This is a genomic window from Streptomyces sp. NPDC057654 (assembly GCF_042800135.1).
Lineage (GTDB): Bacteria > Actinomycetota > Actinomycetes > Streptomycetales > Streptomycetaceae > Streptomyces.
In genome coordinates, this window is record NZ_JBHVHQ010000993.1 from 1 (window position 1) to 2,967 (window position 2,967).

Annotated in this window: 3 protein-coding genes; all 3 read right to left on the reverse strand. The window is 72.1% G+C overall.

Features of this window, described 5'->3' with window-relative positions:
- Positions 1 to 202 precede the first annotated feature (202 nt).
- Positions 203 to 1,048: a class I SAM-dependent methyltransferase gene (locus ACFU99_RS39405; RefSeq protein WP_384402274.1), complete on the reverse strand. Its 846-nt coding sequence runs from the start codon at positions 1,046 to 1,048 to the stop codon at positions 203 to 205.
- Positions 1,049 to 1,230: 182 nt separating this feature from the next.
- The gene (locus ACFU99_RS39410) at positions 1,231 to 1,767 is read right to left on the reverse strand and encodes a GNAT family N-acetyltransferase (protein ID WP_384402277.1); all 537 of its coding nucleotides are present in this window, start codon (positions 1,765 to 1,767) and stop codon (positions 1,231 to 1,233) included.
- A 43-nt stretch (positions 1,768 to 1,810) separates the two neighbouring features.
- The coding region (locus ACFU99_RS39415) for a bile acid:sodium symporter family protein (RefSeq protein ID WP_384402280.1) at positions 1,811 to 2,967 on the reverse strand (1,157 nt) is incomplete at its 5' end.

The window sequence follows — 2,967 nt, forward strand, 5'->3', positions numbered from 1 at the left end:
GGCCTGTATCGCGTACAGGCCGCCCCGCTGCGCTACGGGCCGGGGCCCGGTGGCGTACGTACGGGCCGGGGTGCGCCGCCCCGATCGGGGCGGCTGAAGCAGACGGCGTTCACACCGAGGCCCTGGAGGTTGCTGTACTCCTCTGCCGCTTCACCGCCTGGCCCTCGCAGAGAGTGAAGTCGCCGGACGTGGCCGCGTTCGCTCAGGTGACCCGCGCGGCCACCAGGGTCTCGAAGGTATAGGGCCGCAACCCATCGGTACGGCCGGCGAAGTAGCGCTGCTGGAGGTCCGCACGTGCGGGATGGTCCACGACCTTCAGCCCGCACCGGCTGATCAGCCTCTCGATCTCGATCACCGGCCAGCCGGGCTGAAGAGGCTCGCCGGCAGAAGCCGCGATCGGCGTGTAGATCCGGGCGAATTCCGTCCCCACGTCGTCCAGCACACCGTCCTCGGCCCGGTAGGAGAACACCGCCTCGGACCCGGGAGCAGCCGCCGCGATCGTACGCAGCGTCGACTCGATCGCCTGCGCCGTCAGATAGGGAGCGACACCCGTCCAGCAGAACATCGTCGGCTGCGCCCAGTCGAACCCGGCCGCGCCCAGAGCGTCCTGAACCGGTTCGGCCTCGAAATCGACCGGCACGAATACCTGCGAATCGCTGAGCGGCAGGCCCAGCACCCTGACCCGCTCCAACTTCCAGGCCTGGGAAGCAGGGTGATCAACCTCGAACACCGTCAGCGGGCCGAGCAGATCCGGCCGCCGCCACGCGAACGAGTCAAGCCCCGCGCCGAGAATCACGTACTGCGTGAAGGCACCGGCGGCCAGCCGGTCCTCGGCGTACCGGCTGCGCGTGCAGACAGCCGCGCGGGACTCGCGACGGACCGGGCCGGGAAACAGCGGATCGAACCGGTCTCGCAGCTCCCGCCATACCGGACCGACCAGCACCAGGGCCAGCACATCGTCCAGTACCCACGGCGACGCCGACTCCAGGCGAAACAATCCACGCGACACGGCCGCGAACATCGCCGTCCTGCTCGGCGCGCTCTCCATGCGTTCCTCCTCGCCGGCCAGAACCCACGCGCCCCCACTCCGCGCACTTCACAGAATGCGCCTGAAGCGCCCTGACGGCCACCGCCGCCGGGAAGCCGAGGCACGGGCGAACGTGCCGTCGTCGGTGCCGCCCCGGCCCGGCGGCCGGGCGTCCTCGCATCTCCGGTATTCAGCTCTGCCTCTCAGTCCGGCCTCGGCGCCTCCCGTTCGCTCGCGTAGCGCTGGAAGCCGCGGCGCTCGTAATTGCGGAGCGCGTGCGGGTGGTCGCGGGTCGAGGTATGCAGCCAGACGCGGCGCACCTCGGGGGCGTCCGGAGGCTGCTGGTCCCACGCCTGCCGGACGGCGAGCGTCAGGGCGTGCCCGCCGTACCCCCGCCCGACGTACCGCGGCAACAGGCCGAAGGTGTCGATCTCCACCTCGCCGCCCGCCGCCCCGCGCACGCTCAGCACGCCCGCGACCTCGCCGTCCACCCGTATCAACCAGTGCCGCATCCGCTCGTCGTGGCGTCGCTCGCGCCATGCGCCGGACCATTGGTGCGGCGCGCCCACCGCGGCCTGTGTCGCGACCAGCGTCTCGGAGCCGGCCGGGGTCTCCTCCAGCGCGACCCCCTCGGCGGGCCGTGCGGGGCGTAGTTGGGCGCGCTCGGTCATCTCCAGGTAGGTGACCGTGTGCTCTGAATGTTCCGTGTGCTCTGTGTGTTCCGTGTGTTCTGTCGACATGCCGTCATGCTGCCAGCCGTCCCGCCGGGCGCGGCAGCGGCTCTCATGCTCCCGGCGTCACGTCCGTACGGGCGGTGGTGCCCTTCGGGACCGCCCGCGGTTCGGCCGCCGGGTCGGGGGCGCGGCGGGCGAGGCGGCGGGCCAGGGCCGTACAGACCATCAGCTGAAGCGTGTGGTAGAGCATCAACGGCAGGATGACCAGGCCGACTTCGTCGCCCGCGAAGAGCACGGTGGCGATCGGCAGGCCGCTGGCGAGGCTCTTGGTCGAGGCGCAGAAGACCGCGGTCACCCGGTCCTGGCGCTCGAAGCGCAGCAGCCGCGCCCCCTTCGCGGCGACCGTCAGTATCAGCGCCAGCAGCGCCCCGCACAGGGCGAGGAGGACGAACAGCCGCCCCACGGAGGTGCGCTGCCAGATGCCGGCCGTCATCCCCTTGCTGAACGCGGCGTACACGACGAGCAGGATCGAACCGCGGTCGCACACCAGGGTCAGCATGCGGTGCCGGGTGACCAGGTCCACGAGCAGCGGGCGCGCCAGCTGCCCGGCGAGGAAGGGCAGCAGCAGCTGCACCACGATGTCGGTGACCTGTCCCATGGAGAAGGGGACGGTGCCGCTCGCGCCGCCGCTCAGCAGCAGGGCGGCGAGCAGCGGGGTGAGGATCACGCCGAGGAGGGTGGAGAAGGAGGCCGAGCAGATGGCGGCGGCCACGTTGCCGCGGGCCATCGAGGTGAGGGCGACGGAGGACTGCACCGTGGAGGGCAGCAGGCACAGGAAGAGGATGCCGGTGGCAGCTTCCGCGCTCAGCACGGATTCGGGGAGCTGCCGGAGGGCGAGGCCCAGCAGCGGGAAGAGCGCGAAGGTGCAGAGCAGGATGGGCAGGTGCAGCCGCCAGTGGCCGAGCCCGCCCAGGGCCGCCTGCGGCGAGAGCCGGACGCCGTAGAGGAAGAACAGCAGTCCCACGGCGACCTTGGTGGCGACGCCGAGGGCCTCGGCGGGGGCGCCGTCGGCGGGCAGCAGCGCGGCGAGGCCGACCGTGGCGAGCAGCGCGACGATATACCAGTCGACGCGGCCGCGCGCCAGGGCGCGCAGCCTGCGGGAGAGGAGCGACAGCGGCATTCGGGGGTTCCCTCTTCCTTCCTGATGGGCCACCGGGGGCGGTACGGCGCGGGGCAGGGGGAGGCCCCGGTCGCGGGGACCGGGGC